The 21,278-nt window shown below is 52.2% G+C and carries 16 protein-coding genes and 1 tRNA gene; 8 read left to right on the top strand and 9 right to left on the bottom strand.

What is annotated here, in order from left to right; genetic code table 11:
• Positions 1-164: 164 nt before the first annotated feature.
• On the bottom strand, positions 165-569 hold the full coding sequence (locus HY282_06480; protein ID MBI3803392.1) for a response regulator: 405 nt from the start codon (positions 567-569) through the stop codon (positions 165-167).
• Between the two features lie 708 nt (positions 570-1,277).
• Between HY282_06480 and HY282_06485 the strand changes: the two genes are divergently transcribed.
• Genes HY282_06485 through HY282_06495 form a run of 3 tightly spaced genes read left to right on the top strand, consistent with a single transcriptional unit; the run spans position 1,278 to position 7,709 of the window.
• Positions 1,278-2,948, top strand: a complete 1,671-nt coding sequence (locus HY282_06485; GenBank protein ID MBI3803393.1) for a PilZ domain-containing protein — start codon at positions 1,278-1,280, stop codon at positions 2,946-2,948.
• Complete coding sequence (locus HY282_06490; protein MBI3803394.1) at positions 2,945-6,502, top strand: response regulator; 3,558 nt, start codon at positions 2,945-2,947, stop codon at positions 6,500-6,502. Before HY282_06485 ends, HY282_06490 begins: the two co-directional genes overlap by 4 nt.
• Positions 6,480-7,709, top strand: coding sequence for a response regulator (locus tag HY282_06495; GenBank protein MBI3803395.1), 1,230 nt, complete (start codon positions 6,480-6,482; stop codon positions 7,707-7,709). Before HY282_06490 ends, HY282_06495 begins: the two co-directional genes overlap by 23 nt.
• Positions 7,710-7,793: 84 nt before the next feature.
• On the opposite strand, the gene HY282_06500 is transcribed toward HY282_06495, so the two are convergent.
• The 8 genes from HY282_06500 to HY282_06535 form a co-directional block, all read right to left on the bottom strand.
• Positions 7,794-9,152 (bottom strand): DegQ family serine endoprotease, encoded by a 1,359-nt coding sequence (locus HY282_06500; protein ID MBI3803396.1) that lies wholly within the window; start codon positions 9,150-9,152, stop codon positions 7,794-7,796.
• Positions 9,153-9,762: 610 nt separating this feature from the next.
• Positions 9,763-10,236, bottom strand: coding sequence for a hypothetical protein (locus HY282_06505; GenBank protein ID MBI3803397.1), 474 nt, complete (start codon positions 10,234-10,236; stop codon positions 9,763-9,765).
• Between the two features lie 301 nt (positions 10,237-10,537).
• Positions 10,538-10,681 carry a hypothetical protein gene (locus HY282_06510; GenBank protein MBI3803398.1) on the bottom strand — a complete coding sequence of 48 codons (144 nt, stop codon included), beginning with the start codon at positions 10,679-10,681 and terminating at the stop codon, positions 10,538-10,540.
• A gap of 484 nt (positions 10,682-11,165) precedes the next feature.
• Positions 11,166-11,786: a methyltransferase domain-containing protein gene (locus tag HY282_06515; GenBank protein ID MBI3803399.1), complete on the bottom strand. Its 621-nt coding sequence runs from the start codon at positions 11,784-11,786 to the stop codon at positions 11,166-11,168.
• A 413-nt stretch (positions 11,787-12,199) separates the two neighbouring features.
• Positions 12,200-12,275: transfer RNA gene (locus tag HY282_06520), tRNA-Phe, on the bottom strand.
• A 64-nt stretch (positions 12,276-12,339) separates the two neighbouring features.
• Positions 12,340-12,654, bottom strand: a complete 315-nt coding sequence (locus HY282_06525; protein MBI3803400.1) for a hypothetical protein — start codon at positions 12,652-12,654, stop codon at positions 12,340-12,342.
• Positions 12,655-12,706: 52 nt separating this feature from the next.
• Positions 12,707-13,393, bottom strand: coding sequence for a hypothetical protein (locus HY282_06530; GenBank protein MBI3803401.1), 687 nt, complete (start codon positions 13,391-13,393; stop codon positions 12,707-12,709).
• 9 nt (positions 13,394-13,402) lie between these two features.
• Entirely contained in the window at positions 13,403-14,869 is a 1,467-nt protein-coding gene (locus HY282_06535) for a HAMP domain-containing protein (GenBank protein ID MBI3803402.1), read from the bottom strand.
• Between the two features lie 432 nt (positions 14,870-15,301).
• Here HY282_06535 and lepA point away from each other — a divergent pair, with 432 nt between their 5' ends.
• The 5 genes from lepA to HY282_06560 all read left to right on the top strand — a co-directional run bounded on the left by lepA (position 15,302) and on the right by HY282_06560 (position 21,270).
• Positions 15,302-17,098, top strand: coding sequence for an elongation factor 4 (lepA, locus tag HY282_06540; GenBank protein ID MBI3803403.1), 1,797 nt, complete (start codon positions 15,302-15,304; stop codon positions 17,096-17,098).
• Positions 16,999-17,718, top strand: coding sequence for a signal peptidase I (gene lepB / locus HY282_06545; protein ID MBI3803404.1), 720 nt, complete (start codon positions 16,999-17,001; stop codon positions 17,716-17,718). The genes lepA and lepB overlap by 100 nt, the downstream gene beginning before the upstream one ends.
• Positions 17,719-17,725: 7 nt before the next feature.
• Positions 17,726-18,778 (top strand): D-glycero-beta-D-manno-heptose-7-phosphate kinase, encoded by a 1,053-nt coding sequence (gene rfaE1 / locus HY282_06550; protein ID MBI3803405.1) that lies wholly within the window; start codon positions 17,726-17,728, stop codon positions 18,776-18,778.
• A gap of 2 nt (positions 18,779-18,780) precedes the next feature.
• Positions 18,781-19,569, top strand: a complete 789-nt coding sequence (gene kdsB, locus HY282_06555) for a 3-deoxy-manno-octulosonate cytidylyltransferase (protein ID MBI3803406.1) — start codon at positions 18,781-18,783, stop codon at positions 19,567-19,569.
• Between the two features lie 84 nt (positions 19,570-19,653).
• Entirely contained in the window at positions 19,654-21,270 is a 1,617-nt protein-coding gene (locus tag HY282_06560) for a CTP synthase (GenBank protein MBI3803407.1), read from the top strand.
• Positions 21,271-21,278 lie beyond the last annotated feature (8 nt).

A 21,278-nucleotide genomic window follows, 5' to 3' on the forward strand; every position in this document is an offset into this window, starting at 1 on the left:
TAACGAGAACGGGTATGGGAAGGACAGGTTGAGCAAGTTTAGAATGCGGAGAAGTGCAAACAGATGGATCAACATCACCGGGAACGTATCGGAATGTTCCCAACTACGATTGGGATGAAAAAGGGGACCGATCCTTTTTTATCTTGGACGACAATGATCATTTGTTAATTGAATGGTCTATCGAGCCGATCAGACTTTCTTTTCTTCTTAATAGCGAGCGTCACCTCGGCGAGGACTCTTGGAATTTCGAACGGCTTCATTAAATAACCACAGGCTCCCAGTCGAACCAACTCAATTGCACTGGTCACCGTCCCATATCCGGTGATGATCAGAACTTGTATTTTTGGATGATATTTCTTAATGGCTGTTAAGACCGCCACCCCCTCCATCCCGGGCATTCTCAAATCAAGCGTTACCAGATCTACCGTCTGTTGACGGATGAATTCTAACGCCTGCAAACCGTCGCTGACTTCTTCCACCTGACAAAATGGCGCCAGCACCATTTTTAGAGACTCTCTCGGTCCACTTTCATCGTCGACGATTAAGACTTTACTTCTGAAATTCATCATTCACCCCTCCCAGAGTATACCTTACAAGTATTAAACGATCTACCTTGAAGAATCTATCGGCGAGGCGAAACATTTTAATAGGATAGAAAACACTTATGCGGAAAGTGAATGGGCTTCTTTCCTCGAGCAGGAGAGGAGACCCCGTAAACCGCCTACCCATTTCTGTTTGGGAAGATCGAGAGGGTCTCCGAAACGCCATACCACAAGGGTAGAAATGCCTCACCTTAAACATAAAAATGATAGAAACCCTGTATTCACTTGGTTCGATGAGTATGTTATTGTTTGTTTGGTGAGTATGAACGCCTTTTTTTGAAGGTGTCGGCGGTTAAACTCCAGACGGCTCATCCAATTAACGGCTTTGCCCCCGCAGTTAAAGTATCCGATTATAATTCCCGGATTTTAATCCTTTTTTAATCTACTTTTAATTTTAAAAATTTATGATAGAGTATATTCCTAATGTCTATTATTCCGTCATCTCGTCTCGTCCGCTTCTGATGGGGGTCTCGTTGGACCGTGATGCCGTCTCGAGAAAAACAGATCCGACCCACCGGGTAGGCCTTCCCATCGGTTATCGTCGCCCCCCTCATTTCAATTCCGCTTCTGATTATATCGATCCATCTTTATTCCATCATCGAGGCTTTACTCGGACCTATATCGGCCTGTTCCACAGGTCCGCCGACAACCATCATTTTACTTAGAAGGCATCATATGAGCCAGCATGACCGTCGATCTTATTTTCGGGTGAGAGAGACACTCAGTCTCCGCCTGCTCCTGAGGGATCCTTATACTAAAAAGCAAAAAATATATCATAGCAGCGCCATCGACATCGGCCTAAAAGGCCTTTCCATCTCAACGGAGAAAGCGCTTCCGCGGATTGATAAAGGGATCGTTGAAGTCGCGCTCCCCCTGCCTCTGCAGCGGCTAAAAGCGCGGGTGCGGGTAAAGTGGAGGAATGAAGAGAAATACTTATATGGAATCGAATTCGTTCAGGCGCCCGACAATCAGGTGGGCGACTGGGAGACGTTCATCAAGACCTCTCGGGCTTCCGTTCCCGACCGGCGGGAGAAAGACTCCGGCCGGAGAACCACCCCCCTCCCGTCGGACGATGATTTATCGAACAAAGAAAAGAGAAAGATCATCCGGCGCATTTCCGATTTATTAAGCACCGATTTTGAGCCGGAAGACCGCGCCTCTCTATCGAGGGCCGATTTGGTGCCGAAGCAGAAAGAGATCGACTACACCCTGGCCGCGGCGAAGACGCGAAGAGAATGGCTGAGCGCGAAGACCGGGGCCACGCTCAATCACATCGCCGTCTTCAGCGAAGATCCAAAAAACATGCAGGGGAACATTGAAAATTTTATCGGGGTGACGCAGGTCCCCATCGGGGTGGCCGGACCGTTAAAAGTAAACGGACAATATGCGAAAGGAGATTTCTACGTTCCTCTCGCAACGACGGAAGGGGCGCTGATCTACACCTACACATTGGGGATGCAGGTGCTCCATCTCTCGGGGGGGGTTACCACCCGGATCATCCGGGATGAAACACACATTTCTCCGCTCTTTACTTTTGAGAGCTTAAGCCAAACCACTCAATTTTGCTACTGGCTTGAGGCGAACTTCTCCCAGATTAAAAAACATGCGGAGGCGACCACCCGGCACGGAAAGCTCTTGCGGGTTGAACCGATCCCCTATGATCGAAATGTCATCGTCAAGTTCTGCTATTCCACCGGCGATGCAATGGGTCTCAACATGATCAATTTTGCAACCGAGGCGGCCTGTCACTTCATCGTGCCGATCGTGAAACCGAAGCGGTTTTATTTGCGCTCCAATTTTTCAGCCATCAAAAAGGTCTCCGCGCACAATTATGCCGCCGGCATGGGGAAAACCGTGATCTGCGAATCGGTGATTCCAAGCAAAGTGATAAAAAGAATTTTTGACATCACGCCTGTAGAGGTTGCGGCCTATTTTCAGGCGGCCATGCTATCGGGTATTCATTCGGGAATGATCGGAATGAACGGGCATGTGGCAAACGGACTCACCGCCCTTTTTATTGCCTGCGGACAGGATGTCGCGAGCATTGTCGACTCTCACATCGGGATCAGCAATTTTGAGATAACAGAGGAAGAAGACCTTTATATCAGTCTTAAATTGCCAAACCTGGTGGTCGGAACGGCGGGAGGAGGTGTGGCGCTGGCAAGCCAAAGAGAATGCCTCGAACTAATCGGTTGCTATGGAACGGGTAAAGCAGAAAAGTTTTCAGAAATTGCAGCAGCCACCTGCCTTGCGGGAGAAATCGCTATCTGCGCGAACGTCGCTAACGGGAAGTTTGTCAATGCCCATAAGATGTACGGCCGAAAACAACCCGAGACACCTAAATGACCTCTTTTAACATCTCCTGTACAGGAACCGCGATTGTCAGCCTCCTTATCGGTCTGTTCGTTTTTATCAAAAATTGGCAAGGCTCGATCAATCGAAAGTGGGCGCTCTTTTGTCTGAGTGTCGCCATATGGAGTTATGGTCTTGGAATGATGACCTCCGCGACCGATATCGAGTCTGCCGAATTTTGGATCCGTATTCATTACCTCGGCGCAATCATGATCGGCCCTCTTTTTATGGACTTTGTTCTCAGGCTCTTGAATCAGAGTAGGCGGACTGCTTTGATTGTTTCCTACTTCTCCGCCGGTCTTTTAGAAGTAATGAACTTAAGCCATCTGCTCGCTTACCCGGCACCGCTCCCACCCTTTAATTACTATACGAAACCTGAAAAGCCTTACTTCCTTTTCGTGGCATTTTTCGCCACGGTCGTTACCTATTCGTTGAAACTTCTCTTTGAAGCCTATAAAAGTGCGACCGGTCAAACTCGGAATCAACTTAAACTGCTTTTTATTGGTCTGGCCGTCGGATTCTGCGGCGGCTCAACCGCCTTTTTTCCCGTCTTTAATCTTCCTCTTTTTCCCTATGGTATTTATTTTGTAGCAGTATATACCATAATTGTTACTTATACTATTATTCAATACCGCTTCTTCGACATCCAGACAGTACTTCACAAGACGCTGACCTGGCTGACCATTTCTTCTATCGTTCTTGTACCTTTGATTGGTGGTCTTTACTTTACAAAAAATTTCTTTGTATCGCTATCTCCAATTCGATTTGCAACATACATTTCGGCGGTGGTTGCTCTTCTCATCCCCTATACTAAATTCATTCAACCCCACATTGATCATCTTTTTCAACGTCGCCGTTATGACATGCAGAAAATATTGCAGGGGATGGTAAAAGAGCTTGTGGCATTAAAAAGTGTAGCTGGTCTTATCGGAAAAATTGCAGGAACCATTGAGGAGGCGCTCTATGTTTCGAGAGTAACCTTGATTTTATGGAGCGATAAGGAGCAGCGATTCAATGTCGTGAAAGGAGAAGCCCCGTCCGAGGAGGCCCCGATTACGGGAGATTATCTTTTTCTAACATGGATGAGAGAAAAAGATAGAGTTATTGAATGGGAAGAGCTCTCTTATAATCCCGAATATGAGTTTATTCGTCCGTTGGCTCACGCTTACTTTAAAAAATTTAATGCAAAAGTGGCACTGCCCCTTATCCATGATGGAAAACTTATTGGCTTAGTTAATCTGGGCGAGAAGGAAAATCTCAAGCCTTTTTCAAGTATGGATCTCGATTTCCTCTCAAACCTGCGCGCGGAAGCCTCGATCGCGCTGAGCAATTCGCTCCTTTACGATGATGTCGCCAAGATGTCGGAAGAGTTACGCCGATGGGCCAGCGAACTGGAGCGCAAAGTAGAGGACCGGACCTCCGAGTTGGCCGAAAGCAAGCGTCAGCTCGAGGAATCGTACCAGAAGCTTCAAGAGCTCGATCAGCTGAAATCGAAATTCTTCGCCAACATCAGCCATGAACTACGGACCCCGATCACGCTCATCCTCGCCCCCACGGAGATGATGCTCAATCGGGACCTCGGGGAGTTAAACCCGGACCAGGAAAAGTATCTCTCCATCATGCAGACCAACTCCCTTCGCCTCCTAAAATTGATCAACAATTTATTGGATTTGGCAAAGGTCGACGCCGGAAAGATGGAGCTTTATTACAACCGGGCCGATTTCTCAAAGTTCGTGAGCGGGGTGGTCGCCTCCGTCAGTCCGATGGCGGAGAAGAAATCGTTGGCGCTGCGGTTCGAAAGCGACCCTTCCATTCCGGAGATTTTCTTCGATGCCGACAAAATCGAGAAGGTTCTGCTGAACTTGATCTTCAACGCTTTAAAATTTACGGAAAAAGGGGAGATCAAGGTCGCCTGCATAAGAGAGGACAATCAGGTGGCCGTGCGCATCACCGATACCGGGATCGGAATCCCAAAAGGGCATATGTCCAAGCTCTTTAGCCGTTTTTCCCAGGCCGACAGCTCCGCGAGCCGAAAATTTGAAGGAACCGGGATCGGCCTCGCCCTTGCCAAAGAGTTGGTCGAGCTCCATCAGGGAAAGATCTGGGCAGAGAGCGAAGAGGGGAGAGGGAGCACCTTTCATTTCGTCCTTCCAATCTATGTCCGGCTGGAAGAGGTGCCCGGGGCGCTCGATCGGCGGAGCGAGGCGCTCCCCGTCTCCGAAAAAAGGCGCGAGGAAGATTGGACTCGGTCCTTGCAAACGAAGGCCGATTATGCAACCGATGAACTCGTCCGGGAAACGGCCTCCCTCCCGGAAGAGAGCCCACACAGCGGCGTTGAATATCGCATTCTCCTGGTCGATGACAACCCCGACATGTTGAGTTATATCGCCTCCCAGCTCAAGGCCGATTACCGACTCCTCTTTTCAAAAGACGGAAAAGAGGGGGTGGAACGGGCGAAATTGGAACTTCCCGACCTGATCATTTCGGATGTGATGATGCCGTATAAAGACGGCTATCAACTCTGCCACGAAATAAAAGAAGAACCGCGCACCTGCCATATTCCCATTATCCTCCTGACAGCCAAAACGGATCTCTCAACGAAGATCGAGGGGCTGGAGCATGGCGCAGACGACTACCTCACCAAACCGTTTAACGCTCAGGAACTACGAGCCCGCGTCCGCTCTCTCATCAATCTCAGGAAGCTGGAGCGGGAGATTCAGCAGCGGAGCAATCAGCTGGAAGAGACCCTCAATACGTTAAAAGAGACGCAGGGGCAGCTGGTTCAATCCGAAAAGATGGCCGCGCTCGGCCTCCTCATCGCCGGGGTGGCGCATGAGATCAACAATCCGGTCAGCTTTGCAAAGGGAAGTCTTGCGATTGTCCGGCGCGTCCTGGACGAGATGAAAAATGCAGAACGTTTAAGCCCGGCGGAGCTCGCCGAGCTTTCGGAAGATTTAGAGACCTCCATTCAGGTGATTAAAAACGGCCTGGACCGGACGGAAAACATCATCAGAAATCTCAAGAGTTTCGTTCGAAAAGATGAAGAGATCCTCAAAGCCTATCATCTCGAAGAGGGGATTGAGTCGACCCTTCAACTTTTCCGGCATGAGACGACCCACCGAATCACCCTCCTCCCCGATTACGGGAGAACCCCTTCGATCGAGGCGATTCCGGGACAGATCAACCAAGCGATCATGAACATTCTTCAAAACGCGGTTCAATCGATTTCGGATCGCGGAGAGATCGTGATCAAAACCGAGCAGATCGGAAACCAGGTCCGAATTTCTATTCGGGATACCGGCTGCGGCATTCCCGAGAAAGATCTCCCCCGAATTTTTGATCCCTTCTTCACCACCAAGGAAGTCGGCAAAGGAACCGGCTTGGGAATGACCATCACTTATAAAATCATCGAAAATCATCACGGTCGCATTGAGGTGACAAGTACCGTCGGACGTGGAACGGAAGTTGTTCTCCATCTCCCCATCTCTCAACCGGGTGGTTCCAGTCTGATCGGAAGGGGACTCTATGCCGGAAGCACTCCCATATAAGGAGTATCCCATTCTCTTTGTCGACGACGAAGAGATGGCTCTCATTACCTTCAAGAATCTCTTTAAAAAAGAATTCAAAATCTATACGGCAAGGAATGGGGAGGAGGCGCTCGACCTGGTCGATTCACATCCGGACCTGGCGATGATCGTCTCGGACCAGCGTATGCCGCGGATGAGCGGGGTCGATCTGCTCCATGCCTGCTCGAAAAAAAGGCCCGATTTAATCCGGATGCTGATGACCGCCTATACCGAAATTGATCTGGTGATCGAAGCAATCAACCAGGGAAATATCTACCGGTACATTACAAAACCGTACCACGAAGAAGAGTTGAAGCAGACGCTCAAGCAGGGGATTGAACGCTATTTCCTGGGGAAAGAACGCGACCGCCTTCATGCAGAGAAGATCGAAACCTTAAAACGGATGGCCCAGGCAAATCGACTCACCGCCATCGGCGTCCTGGCGGCCGGCATGGCACATGAGATCAACAATCCGCTCGTTGCAATCAACACCTTTCTCCAGATGATCCCGAGGAAGTTCGATGAAGAAGTGAAGGATGAGGAGTTCTGGGACAAGTTTTATAAGGTGGCGCTGGACGAGACCCATCGGATTCAGATGCTCGTCAGCGATCTCCTTCACTATTCGAAAACCCCGGAAGACAGTCAGATGAAATGGACGCAGGTCAATATCAATGACCTTCTCCATGAGACAATGACCTTTCTGGAAAATGAGGCGAGAAAAAAGGGGCTGACCATTCGGAATGAGTTCGATCACAACCTTCCGCCCTGCTTGGTCGACCGGGAAAAGATGCGTCAGGTCTTTTTGAATCTCTTCTTAAATGCAATTCAAGCGACATCTGAAGGTCACATTTTGGTAAAAACCTCTTTCGATTCGGAATCGCAACATCCTTTTTTTCACGTCGTCCTTCAAGACACCGGTATCGGCATTCCGGAAGAAAACTTGCAGCGGCTCTTTGACCCGTTTTTTACCACGAAAAAAAATGAAGGAACGGGACTGGGGTTGATGATGTGCAACCACATCATCGACGAGCATCGCGGCAGCATTGAGGTCAAATCGGAGGTCGGAAAGGGGACGACCATGACGCTCCATCTGCCGGTCAACCCATCGCACTTCAATCGCAGAAGGTCGGAACGACGGGGAAGCGCACCTCCTTCGGGGGCCAAGCCCCACGCTTCTTCCGGCAGGTAGATTATCTCCCGCAATGATCATTCTATGAAAACAAAAACGGCCCCTGTCTATTGAGACAGGGGCCGTTTGGTAACAGATCGACGCTTATTTTTCTCTCGGCTTTAGGACGATAAAGAAGGCGCGATTCTCCCGGCTGATCCGGAGAAGTACCGCCTCGCTTTTCTTGGTCTTTTCCATCATCTTCTTGAACTCTTCCGAGTTGTTGACCTTCTCACGGTTGACCTCTTTGATGAGATCTCCCTCTTTCAAGCCTTCCGCTTCCGCGGCGCTTCCCGGTTCGACCTTGGTGACGATGATTCCCTTTTCGTCCTTGATCTTAAAGCGCTCCGCAATCTCCGGCGTTAAGTCTTGGATGCTCAACCCGAGAAAGCTCTCTTGGCGCTTCGGAATCGCCGCCTGAACCGCCTCTTCTTTTCGCTCAATCAGTTCAATTGTCTTAATGACCCTCTTTCCATCCCGGAGGACTTCCAGGTTGGCTTTCTTACCGGGGATCAAGCTGGCGATCACCCGTGCCAACGAGTTCGGCGTATCGACCGGTTGATCCTCGACCTTGAGGATGACATCTCCCGGCTGAATGCCCGCTTTGCTGGCGGGATCTCCGTCGAAAACCTCGTTCACCAGAACCCCTTCTCCCTCTTTGACCCCAAACTTGCCGGCGAGTTCCGGCGTCAGCGGTTGAATGCCGACCCCGAGCCATCCGCGGGTCACCTTTCCTTTTGCCATCAACTGGGTGGAGATCGATTGAACCATGTTCGACGGAATGGCAAATCCAATTCCCTGTGCGAAGTTGATAATCGCCGTGTTGATTCCGACCACCTCGCCCCGAATATTGAACAGCGGTCCCCCGGAGTTACCGGGATTAATCGACGCATCGGTCTGGATGAAATCCTCATAACGGGAGAGGTTTACATTCTCTCTGCCGAGCGCGCTGACGACACCGACCGTCACCGTCCGATCGAGACCGAAAGGGTTCCCGACCGCAATCACCCATTGTCCGACTTTGATCTTTGAAGAATCCCCCAAGGCGACAAACGGGAGATCCTTCGTCGCTTCGATCTTGACCAATGCCAGATCGGTATCCGGATCTTTACCGATAACCTTTCCGGTAAATTTCGTCTTATCCGAGAGCCGAACCTCAACCTCTTCGGCATCGCCGACGACGTGATTGTTGGTCACGATGAATCCTCGCTTGTCGATGATCACCCCTGAGCCGGAGCCGGGAGGCGCTTCCGGCGCCCGTTCACGCGGCGCTTCGCGCGGACCTTCATCCGGACGGCTGACATGGGGAGTCGCACTCAGAGGAGCGATGTTTACGACCGTCGGCTTGACGCGATCCGCAAGATTAACGAAGGTATTCTGAAAGTCTTCCAACATCTTTAAGCCGGCATCCGGATTGTCTTTTGCGTCCGCCAGCACCAGGGTACCGGGAAGCAGCAAAATCATCATCAGAGCGAAAGTGGTCACTCTTCTGAACATACATTCTCCTTATCAAGGGTCATTAAAGTTGGGTGGGAAAGCATCGTTACTGATAGAAAATTATTGTATAATAAAAGAAATCCTATTACAAGGGGACCTCCCTACACCGCTTAAACCCCACATTTCACTTGATCCGCTCCCCCGGTCGGGCTATTCTGACACCAGACCATTCAAAAAAGCGGACTCAAACGGACTCAATCGGTGGGATAACGATGGGAAATTTGGTTTTGGTGGCTGCGTGCATCTTTCTAATCTTTATGGCGGCGATTGTGGTGAAGCCTCCTAAGGGACCTTAAACATCCGACGGTTTCGGCGGTCCGGCTCGCCGTCCCATGGTCTTTCCTACGTGCAATTCGGAAACGTCCTCTCGTTCTACCGGGTCCTGATCACCTGATCGGTCGAAATAAATAAATCCTTCCTTCACCCGGCTTTGTTCTCTTTATCCGAATTACTTTCTTTTAAATCGAAAACGAAACAGCGCGAGAACAGATCGGTCATGGGTCGACCATTGCGCATGGCAAAACGTCGGCAAAGCGCGGCGAAACGGGGGATAGGACGGGGGATAGGATAAGACCGGTCAGTAACGGATGGTAACCATAAAAGCGAGGGGGGCGGACGTCACGGCGGCTTCTCGATTGAAGAGGCGTTCATTTTCAAAAACGACGATCTCTTCCTGATATCGGATGGTGTCTAGAATCGAAGAGGAGAATGGCTCGGGGAGATAAAATGCAGCCAAGATGGACAGGGTGTAAATGAAGAAGTAGCGGTTGATCCGGGCCGCGGTCGGCTGCCGGCCCAGCAGGGGGTTGTTTTCCTCAAACCCACGATGACCCAATTGAAGGGTCTGCGTCCAATCTTTCATAAGCGAGGGAAGGAGGGAAACATATTTCGCGAGCTTGACCTCCTCGCCGGGAGGGAGGAGATATTTCTCCGACAGCGTATAACCGATGGGGGAGGAGACCGGCGCTTCAAATGCCCCCGCAGCCGCCGCCTCGGCCGGACCCGCCATCACTCGGACAATCAGTGCGATTAGAACGATTAGAATATTCATACCGCAGATAAGTATACCAATAAATTAAATTTTTGGAGGGAGGATCCGGATGGAAGGATCGGCGGCCTGACAAAAGGTCGGGGGGGCTCATCCGCAGGTCATCGGCCAGAGGCGCCGGCGCGGCGTCGGATTCGAATAAGGGACAGAGGGGCTGGAGGGCCCCTCATCCGGGCAAGACCGGGCGGTTTAAAAGGAAGGTCGGCGAATCAAAACGGAGGGGAAGAGCGGACGGATCCCGCTGAACGTAAAAAAACGGGGCGGATCAGATCCGCCCCGTTTTTCGTCCTTCCTTCGGACGGCTTTAAGCATCTTTCACCGCCTGAAGAATCGTCTGATAGGCTTCACCGATCTTCTCAGGCGTCAGGGTATCCTGCATTTTCTCCATGAACTTCAACGTGAGTTCCATGGCAATTTCTTCGTCACTTGGTCTTTCAGCCTCCATCATTCGCTCCAGGTTTAGTCACGGTTCACAACTATATTAGACAGGACGATTCGCAAAGTGCAAGGGCGGCAGAGACGCCCGACCCTTGCTCTGGGTCATAGACGTTTTTCGGAATCAGTTTCAAAACGATAGCAATGGCAATAGTAAAGAAGGGAAGACGATTATCAAATATTTGAGATAAGTGATGCCGAGACGCAGAATTGAACTGCGGACATAAGGCTTTTCAGGCATAACCGAGATTAATCTATCATGACCCACCCTGAGAGATCAAGAGATTAGGCGCCCTGGTTCTTGTAATGGGTCACGATAGATCATGGTGAATTGGGATGGATCGGTACTAAAGTGCGGATTTAATCTTCTAAGAGGATGGCGCTATGCCGAGATTTAAAAAAGAAGCTCTATGGATGATGATCAGCCCTTCATCCTAACCGTGCTCGCTGTCCTCATTTTAATATTCACACCGATTTTCATTAATTGGCTGAGACGGTTATCGGGCCGATGATTTTGTTCCTTCCAATGTCATCGTTTCTAACTGCAAGAACCCTTTTGGCAAGCGGTCCTCGTTTTCTAAATTCCTGAATGCCTCATCCTCGCTCTCTTTGAGATTGCATCTCGTAATTTTTCTGAAACCTGTTCTTTCCATGGACGAGCGGAGTGTCTTCTCGTCATAAATGAAGAGGTGCCCCCAATCTCGTACGAAGTTGTTAATAACGAATGTGTCATCAGGATAGGGGGCCTCATTGATGAAATTCTCTGTGGCCCATTTGATATATTCTTTCTGCAGATCTGATTTTTCCTTTTTGTAGAGGTTCATTAAGAACAACAAATCAGGCGTCGATATTCGAACCTTTCCCCCTTTTTTAAGGACACGCGCACATTCAGTCAGCATCAGTGAGCCTTGCGAATAGGTGACATGTTCGATCATGTGCTCACTGAAGATGTAATCAAATACGTCATCATCAAACGGAAACGGTCGAATTGCATCTAAGTGCAAAACAGTCGGCGACTTCGGATTGTAGTCTGAATTAAGCCACCCTTGAAGAATGTTAACGCCGCATCCGAGATGTAATTTTCGTATGTTGTTCCGGCTTAAATATTCCTCAATCATTCTGGTCCCCGAGTTCCTTTTATCCATTCGTTTGGTTCTGATGATATGATCCAGCTTTTCCGAATGGGCGGGCAATCCTGAGAACCACAGCAACCTTCTCCGGAGGAGATTCTATCCGGCGCTCCGTCGGGCGGGTTTCAGATAGATCCGCTTTCCATGACCTCGCCATCCGTTCGCATGCCTCATTGATCATGAACAATAAACAGCGAAATATATTTAGGATCAACTCGGTCATTCTTCGATCAAAGTCACGATGGATCTCTATGGGCATCTGATGCGACCGACGACAGCCGGGCGGCAGAGAAACTCGCCGCCCCGGCTTTGGGAGATCAAAAAGAAGCTGAAACAAGTAGCAAAATGGTAGCAATTGGAAGGGCTGGAGGAGGTGAGCTAATGCAAATCCTTGATCTAAGTGGTGCCGAGACGCAGAATCGAACTGCGGACACGAGGCTTTTCAGGCCTCTGCTCTACCGACTGAGCTATCTCGGCAATGAGGCAGAACTTAACAAAGGATCGGGAGATTGTCAACAGGTTTTTTGACCAAAGGAGAGAGTTACGGCTTTACCTTAATTGCTTGAAGGAAGGCATAATCGAAGGGATTTAACTCGTACGTGGCCTCATCCAGTTCTTCTATCTCTTCTCCGTCTTCCTCTTCCATTTCCACTTCAAGATCGTCTTGATTCGGAAGCAGGCGGCTGAGGGAGGCGACGACGAGGTCGACCTGGTATCCCTCCTTCTCAATGCTTTCGAGAATTTTTTTAATCTGATCATTGTCCGCGAAGAGTTGACCGATTTTTTCCGTCAATTCTTTCACCAAAGCCTGTAGATGCTCGTTCTCCAAAGGCTCTTCACTCGAATTTGGATCCATAGAATCCGACGTCCTCCTTGACTCCTACTATACAGAAGTCGTTGAAAGTGTGTCAAGGCGGGTTTGGAGAAGAAGAGAGTTTATCGAGTGTCTCCATTTTAACCTGAGCTTTGCGGATATAATCTTTGGCTTCAGTATACTCAGGCTGGATAAGAAGGACATCTTGCCAGGCATAAATCGCGTTCTGGAGCTCTCCCCGGCGATATAACAGAACTCCCTTGTCCATAAAAAGGCGAATCAGTTGCTCCAGCCGCGTCCCAATCTCTTCGATCGGAAAGGGGAGCTCCTGCGCCAAGGTTGGATCGTTCTGTAACGCATAAAAGTTGAGCGCCTCTTTCCAGGTCTGTCCCGCTTTGAGAAACTCATTCTGATGATAAAACTCCATTCCTCTTTCATTCAGCTGAATCAAACTTTGGACGCTTTTATCCCGCTCTTCTTTTATCTTTTGCTCGGCCAGATGAAAACCGTTCGTGGCGGCGAGATGGCCCGGGTCGACCTTCAGGATTGATTCAAATTCCACAATCGCTTCTTTGTACCGGCCCTGCTTGAGCAGCCGTTGACCGATTTCGAGATGGGGATTTTCTTTCGGGATCGAGAGAGGAGGGGTCGGGATCGGAGCCGGGGCCGCCGGGGGGGGTGGAGCCGGGGGCGAGGCCGCGGGGGGAGGAAGGGTATTACAACCGTTCAGAATGAAACCTCCCACCAAGATGATCAGGAGGCCGATCCTCAAGGAGAACATCAACATCGATTAAATAAGTTTATATTGTTCAGAATCAAGATCCACCTTTTTATCAAAACGGGCGTCGGTCATAAAACCGACCACCACAAAAACTTGGATCTCTTCTGATTTTCCCCGCACCCGGGTCGGGGGGAGAGGGATCGCTTCGAGAATTCCTTCCAGACGCTTATACGTATCGGACGAGATCAAGATCTGTGTATGATACCGTTTGTTCAACTTCTCAATCCTCGCCGCCATGTTCACGCTGTTTCCGATGACGGTATAGGCGAGCCGCTTTAAGGAACCCACATTGCCGGCAACGACTTCACCGGTATTGATCCCGATGCCGATCTCAATTTCGGGATACCCTTCGCGAACCCATTTTTGCTTGAGCAGCTGGAACCGCTCATTCATCTCCAACGCCGCACGGACGGCCCGCTCCTCGTCGTTGTCGTGACGAATCGGGGTTCCGAAGACCGCCATCGCCGCATCGCCGATAAATTTATCGAGCGTTCCCTCATACTTTTGAACAATCTCAACGACGGCGGCGAAATAATCATTTAAGATATGAACGACCTCCGGCGGATCGAGGCGCTCCGCCAGCGAGGTGAATCCTCGAATGTCGGTGAAAAGAATCGTCGCCTCGGTCCGGGTTCCGCCGAGCTGCAGGCTCCTTGGGTTTTGTAAAAAGGTCTCGAGGATATTCTCGGAGATATATTGGGAGAACGCCCGCTTGATCAGCTCCTTCTCCCGAAGGTTTCGCGACATCTCGTTGAAGGTCGACACCAGAAGACCGATCTCATCATTCGACTTCATCTCAATCTGCGGATAGGTCCCCTCGGTAATGGACTTCACCCCGTCGACCAGTCGGCGGATCGGCTTGACAATATAGTAGGCGAGCAGCCAGGCGCCGAGCAGGCCGACGCAAAGGGCGAGAAAGATAAAGATGCCGATCTTTTTTTGGGACTGGGCGACGGTCTCATAGATCGGCCGCTTGGAAAAACCGACATGGACCGATCCGATCCGCTTCTGCCCGGTAAAAAGGATCGGCGCAATCAGATCGAGCCGCTCCTTCCCATCCGCCTCGTGCGACGTCAATAGTTCGACCCCCCCCTTAAACTCCTTCTGTCCGCTGTAGTTATCGGGGGGGAAATAAGGCTTCCCTTGCTGCGTCAGATCGGTATGGGCGAGGATGTTCTGTTTGACGTCAACGAGGAAAATATAGAGGATCGCCGGATCTTTCGACGCCTCGCTGATCATCGTCTCAAGGGCCAGGCGGTCCCGAGTCAAAATCGCTTCCTGGCTATATTGAGCGATCCCTTGGGTAATGGAGATCGCCCGAAGCATCGCCTCCTCGGTCAATGATTCGGTCATCAGCCCGGACGTAATAAAATAGGAGAGAGAAAGGGTTAACCCCAGGAGGGTACTGATCAGGATCGAAAACTTAATCTTGAGGTTAAATTTCCTAATTTTGAGATTAAACTTTCGAAGGGACATTGATCGATATCCATTGACGACAGAGCAGTCCTAACCTAAATGTAGCTTATGAGATCGATATTAACAAAAAATGAGAACTTAATTAAAATGGTATTAAATTAATCCCCTTTTTGCAAGCGAAATGAAACCGCGAAAAGAGCCGACCGATCCGACGCTCTCTCTATCCGTCTATCCGCCTGCGTCTCTCCTTTTCTCTATAAAGTCGGGCTGAATAGGATGCACGATTGCCTCATGGCGTTCCTCGCCGCCGGGAGAGAGGCCGTTTCTACCTGAAACCGATCCCGCTTCAGCCATGGCTGCAACGGGATTCAGGGCCAGTGGCCCGGATCTCAGTTCATCTCAGAAATAAGATTACACCGTGGCTGTTTTCCTTTTTGACAAAGGGGTTTAAAATCAATATAATTCTAAAGTTTATAGACCTAGGAAGGGCCCTTGCAAGAATATATCAGAAATTTCTCGATTATCGCCCATATTGACCATGGAAAATCAACGCTGGCCGATCGGATTCTGGAGCTGACGGGGGCGGTCACCGCACGGGAGTTTAAAGATCAGCTCCTGGACGACATGGATCTGGAGCGGGAGCGGGGGATCACCATCAAAGCCCATGCCGTGCGGCTAAAGTACCGCGCGGACGATGGGCATGATTATGCCTTCCACCTGATCGACACGCCGGGCCACGTCGATTTCACCTATGAAGTCTCTCGGAGCCTCGCCGCCTGCGAAGGGGCCCTTTTGGTCGTCGACGCGACACAGGGGGTGGAAGCGCAGACGATCGCCAACGCCTACCTCGCCATTGAAAACAACCTGGAGATCATCCCGGTGATCAACAAGATCGATCTCCCCAGCGCCGATGTCGAGAAGACCAAACAGCAGATCGAGGACATCCTCGGGATCGACTCCTCGGAGGCGATCCTTGCCAGCGCGAAAGAGGGAAAGGGGATCAAGGAGGTCCTGGAGGCGGTCATCCGCAGGATTCCGGCGCCCAAAGGAAAGGTCGAGGCTCCTCTGCGGGGGCTGATCTTTGACTCCTGGTTTGATAATTACCAAGGCGCGGTCGTTCTCGTTAAGATTATCGACGGCACCGTTCGGAAAGGCTCCCGCATCCGGCTGATGTCGAACGGCATCGAGCATGAAGTGCTCTCCCTCCATGCCTATACGCCCAAATCGGAAGAGATCCCCTCACTCTCGGTCGGAGAGGTCGGCGGTTTGGTCTCCGGCATCCGGACGGTCAGCGAGACGAAGATCGGCGACACCGTCACCGACGCGAAAAATCCGGCGACGGAAGCGATCCCAGGCTATAAAGAAGTGAAGCCGATGGTCTTCTGCGGCCTCTACACCATCGACACCGATCGCTATGCAGATCTTCGCGATGCGCTCGAGAAGCTGCGGCTCAACGACTCTTCATTCCAATACGAGCCGGAGACCTCCTTGGCGCTCGGCTTCGGATTCCGATGCGGCTTTCTCGGCCTCCTTCATATGGAGATCATCAAGGAGCGCCTTGAGAGAGAGTATCGCCTCTCTTTGATCAGCACGGCGCCGACGGTGGTCTACCGGGTGACCACGCAAAAGGGAGAGGTCCTCCATATCGACAACCCGGCGAAGCTTCCGGCACCGAACTATATCGCCGGTTTTGAGGAACCGTTCATCGAGGGGGTCATCATTACCAAGGATGAGTTCTTGGGCTCCGTGATCAAGCTGTGCCAAGACCGCCGGGGGATACAAAAGGATTTAAAGTATCTCGATGTGGGGCGGGTCATGGTCACCTATGAGCTTCCTTTAAATGAAGTGATCCTCGACTTCTACGATCGCCTCAAATCGCTCTCGAAAGGCTACGCGTCGCTGGACTATGAGTTCATCGGCTATCGAGAAGCCGACCTGGTCAAGGTCGATATCATGCTCAACGGGGAGACCGTCGACGCCCTCTCCTTTATCGCCGCGAAAGACAAATCGCAGATACGAGCCCGCCAGCTGGCTGAAAAGATGAAAGAGCTCATTCCAAAACAGATGTTCGAAGTGGCCATTCAAGCGGCCATCGGGAGCAAAATCATCGCGCGCGAAACCGTCAGCGCGATGAAAAAGAATGTCACCGCCAAATGCTACGGCGGGGACATCACGAGAAAGAGGAAATTATGGGAGAAACAGAAAGAGGGGAAGAAAAGAATGAAGCAGGTCGGCCGGGTGGAGATCCCTCAGGAAGCCTTTCTTGCAGTCCTGAAAGTGCAGGATTAGCTTTGTCGGAAGAGCCCAAGCTCAAATCAACCATTCGGGAGTACGCCGAGACCCTCGTCATCGCCATCGTCCTGGCGCTGGTGATTCGCACCTTCGTCGTCCAGGCCTTTAAGATCCCCTCCGGATCGATGATCCCGACGCTCGACATCGGCGATCATATCTTGGTGAACAAATTTATTTACGGTGTCCGTCTCCCCTTTACCGATGTGACGCTGATTCCGATTCGCCTGCCGCACCGGGGGGACGTCATCGTATTCCGTTTTCCGAAAGATGAGTCGAAAGATTTCATCAAAAGGGTGATCGGCGTGCCGGGGGATACGATCGAGGTCAAAAACAAAGACCTCTACCTCAACGGCCAGAAACAGGATGAGCCGTATGCAATCCATGAGGATAAGAATCCCGACCACACCATCCCCGAGCGCGACAACTTCGGGCCGGTCTCCGTTCCGAAAGATGCCTTCTTCGTGATGGGAGACAACCGAGACCATAGCCTCGACTCCCGCTTCTGGGGATTCGTCGACTTCACAAAGATCAAAGGACAAGCCTTCATCATCTACTGGTCGTGGGACAGCGAGAGCAGCTGGGTTCGCTGGAATCGAATCGGAAAGTTAATCCACTAGGTCGGAGATGCGCACCCCTCGAAAAAAAAGCACCGCGCGTCCGCGCAGCGGCAGAACGGTGAAAAAAGAGAGAGGACCCGAAGCCGCCTCCAAAACGAGCCTTCGGCAGCTCCTCGACCGGTTTGAAGGACATCGGGTTTTGGTCGTCGGCGATCTGATGCTCGACCATTATATCTGGGGAAGCGTCCAGCGGATCTCGCCGGAAGCGCCCGTTCCGGTCGTGAATGTCTTGCGGGAGTCGGTCCTGTTGGGCGGCGCCGGAAACGTCCTCCATAATATCCTGACGTTGGGCGGACGGGGACTGCTCTGCGGTTTGGTCGGAAACGATGAGGCCGGCCGGTGGTTGTCGGAAGAATTAAAGGCAAAAGGGGTCGGCGTCGAGGGAATCGTTGCGGAAGAGGAGCGTCCGACGACGAAAAAGACCCGGATCATCGCCCATCAACAACAGGTGGTCCGTTATGACCATGAAAAGAAGGGCGAAGTTTCACAAAAGACGGAGAAAAAATTTATCCAATATATTAATGATCAGATCGATCAGATCGACTGCATGGTTCTCTCCGACTATGCCAAGGGGGTGATCACCCCAGGGCTGTTGGAGGCGATCTTGCCCCGGGCGCTGCAGCGGGGAATCCCGGTGGTGGTCGACCCGAAAGTCAGCCACTTTCCGCTCTACAAAGGGGTCACAGTCGTTACGCCGAATCATCTGGAAGCGTCCCAAGCGGCCGGCATCGAGATCGAGAATGAATCGACCCTCCATCGGTCGGGTGAGATCCTCCTCGAGAGGCTCGGCTGTCAGGCGGTCTTGATCACCCGGGGAGAGCAGGGGATGAGCCTCTTCGAGAGAGAAGGGAGGCGGACCGACATTCCGACCGAGGCGCGGCAGGTCTTTGACGTCACCGGCGCCGGCGACACCGTCGTCGGCACGCTCGCGCTTGCGATCTCGGCGGGGGCCTCGCTCCCTGCGGCGGCGAAGCTGGCCAACCATGCCGCCGGCATTGTCGTCGGGATGGTCGGGACGACGGCCGTCGACAAGTCGATGTTGCGGAAGGCGCTCTCATGACGATGTCGGCCGATTCCGTCCTCGTTGTCATTCCGGCGAGGTATCCTTCGACCCGTTTTCCGGGCAAGCCGCTCGCCGATTTGAACGGAAAGCCGATGGTCCAGCATGTCTGGGAGCGGGCGGTGGCGGCGAAGCGGCCGAGCCGCGTCCTGGTCGCCACCGACGACACGCGGATCGCCGAGGTGGTCCGGCGGTTCGGGGGAGAGGTGATGATGACCGCATCGACCCATCGGACCGGCACCGAGCGGGTCGCCGAGGTCGCCGAGCAATTTCCGGCCGAGCTGGTCGTCAACCTGCAAGGCGATCTCCCTCTCTTTCGGCCTGAAACGCTCGATCGGCTGATCGAGATCGGCGGCGAGTCCATTCGACGCCGGGAAGCCGATCTGATCACCGCCAAATCGGCGATGATGAACGAGGAGGAGATCTTTTCACCTCATACCGTCAAGGTGGTCACCGACCATCGGGATCATGCCCTTTATTTTTCCAGATCTCCGATTCCATATGCGGAGCGGGGCCAGCTCGGTGCATCGGGCCAATCGGGATCGTTCCTTTTTTATAAACATTACGGCATCTATCTCTATCACAAAACATTTCTCATCCAGGTGGCCAGGTCACCGGAAGGGAAGCTGGAAAGAAAAGAGCGGCTGGAGCAGCTCCGTGTTTTGGAGCAGGGAGGCCGGGTCCGGGTGATCGAGATCGGGGAGGGAGAAGCCCGGTTTTTCTGGGAGGTGAACACGCCCGAAGATATGCTCCGGGCCCGGGAGATTCTGGCCAATGAAGGAAAAGCGTGACGCGTAAGGGTTCGCCTCTTTGGCAGAAAGACCCCTTACACCTGACGCTTCACCCTCACGTTATTCAGCAGTTGGAGGAGATCATTGAAAAAACAGAAGAAGACAAAATATATCTTCATTACCGGCGGCGTCGTCTCCTCGCTTGGAAAGGGGCTCTCGGCCGCAGCGATCGGCAATCTGCTTGAATCCCGCGGATTCTCGATCACCTTTCTGAAGCTCGATCCCTATATCAATGTCGACCCGGGGACGATGAATCCCTATCAGCATGGGGAGGTCTTCGTCACCGACGATGGGACCGAGACCGACCTCGACCTCGGCCATTATGAGCGTTACACCTCGGCGCGGATGTCGAAAAAGAACAATTACACGACCGGAAAGATCTACAACAACGTCATCACCAAAGAGCGCCGCGGCGACTACCTCGGCGGGACGGTCCAGGTCGTCCCCCACATCACCGACGAGATCAAGCGCTGCATCAAGGGGGTGGGAGATGGGGTCGACATTGCGATCGTCGAAATCGGGGGAACCGTCGGCGACATCGAGAGCCTTCCCTTCCTCGAAGCGATCCGCCAAATGCCGTTCGACATCGGCCGGGAGAATGTCCTCTACATCCACCTGACGCTCGTTCCCTTTATCAAAGCGGCGGAGGAGCTGAAGACCAAGCCGACGCAGCACAGCGTCAACAAGATGCGCGAGATCGGCATTCAGCCCGACATCCTCCTCTGCCGGACCGACCGTTTCATCTCCGCCGACCTCAAACGGAAGATCGCCCTCTTCTGCAACGTCGAGCAGGAGGCGGTGATCACGGCAAAGGACGTCGACAGCATCTATGAAGTGCCGCTCGTCTTTCATCAGGAAAAGCTTGACGAGACAATCGTCAAAAAGCTTAAGTTAAAGGCGAAGGCGCCGCAATTCAAAGCGTGGGAGAAGATCGTTCATATCATCAGACATCCTCAGGATGAAGTTCAGATCGCGCTCGTCGGAAAATATGTCGACCTCAAAGACTCGTACAAAAGTTTGTGCGAGTCGCTCATCCACGGCGGGATCGGGAACAGGGTGCGGGTCGTCATCGACTGGATCAACAGCGAGCGGCTGGAAGATGAGGGGGTCGAGCCGGTCTTGAAAGGGGCCCACGGCATCTTGGTGGCGAGCGGGTTCGGCAACCGCGGGATCGAGGGAAAGATCGGGGCGATTGAATTCGCGCGGGAGCGGGAGATTCCGTTCTTCGGGATCTGCCTCGGGATGCAATGCGCCGTCATCGAGTTCGCCCGGCATATTGCCGGACTCGCCAAAGCGAACAGCTCCGAGTTCGACTCGAAAACACCCGATCCGGTGATCGACTTTCTACCCGACCAACGACAGATCCAAGACAAGGGGGCGACGATGCGTCTCGGCGCCTATCCCTGCCGGATCGAAAAGGGGACGCGCGCCTACGAGGCTTATCAGAAGGTCGAGGTCTCCGAGCGGCATCGTCACCGATACGAGTTTAACAACCAATACCGGGAACGGCTCACCTCCAAGGGGCTGGTCCTGTCCGGATTGTCGCCCGATGGAAATTTGGTCGAGATCGTCGAGCTGGCGGCGCATCCCTGGTTTCTCGCCGTGCAGTTCCATCCGGAGTTTAAATCGCGGCCGCAAGATCCTCACCCGCTCTTCCGCGATTTTATCAAAGCGTCGCTGAAGCGACGGCGGGCAGGCTAGTCAAACCA

This window comes from Candidatus Manganitrophaceae bacterium (assembly GCA_016200325.1).
Classification (GTDB): Bacteria; Nitrospirota; Nitrospiria; order SBBL01; family Manganitrophaceae; genus Manganitrophus.